Source organism: Vibrio sp. 1727 (assembly GCF_033344415.1).
Taxonomy (GTDB): domain Bacteria; phylum Pseudomonadota; class Gammaproteobacteria; order Enterobacterales; family Vibrionaceae; genus Vibrio; species Vibrio alginolyticus.
Genome location: NZ_JAWPOT010000593.1, coordinates 1 through 539, shown reverse-complemented (window position 1 = coordinate 539; position 539 = coordinate 1). Strand labels below are relative to the sequence as shown.

The 539-nt window shown below is 49.9% G+C and carries 1 protein-coding gene; it reads left to right on the top strand.

Annotation, left to right across the window (positions count from 1 at the left end; genetic code table 11):
- Window positions 1–539, top strand: a 539-nt coding sequence (locus tag R8O10_RS27105) for an FAD-dependent oxidoreductase (protein WP_318192212.1), incomplete at both ends; no start/stop codon positions are given.

Sequence of the window (539 nt, the reverse complement as noted above, 5' to 3'; positions counted from 1 at the left end):
TCACCTGCAGTCAGGCAAGAAAATGCGCGCCGATTGTTTGCTGTATGCGAACGGCAGAACCGGTAACACCGACAAACTCAGTTTGGATGTCGTCGGTCTAGAATCGGATTCTCGCGGCCAGCTTAAAGTGAACCGCAACTACCAAACGGCGGTTGAGCACATTTACGCAGTAGGTGATGTGATTGGTTACCCTAGTCTTGCGAGCGCAGCCTACGACCAAGGACGCTTTGTCGCACAAGCGATCACCAAAGGTCAGGCTGAAAACTATCTGATTGAAGACATCCCGACTGGCATCTACACCATTCCGGAAATCAGCTCTGTTGGTAAAACAGAACAAGAACTGACGGCGGCGAAAGTACCTTACGAAGTCGGTCGCTCTTCATTCAAACATCTGGCTCGGGCGCAAATTGCAGGCAAAGATGTTGGCAGTTTGAAGATTTTGTTCCATCGTGAAACCAAGGAAATTCTCGGTATTCACTGCTTTGGTGAACGTGCGGCGGAAATCATCCACATCGGCCAAGCCATCATGGAGCAAAAAG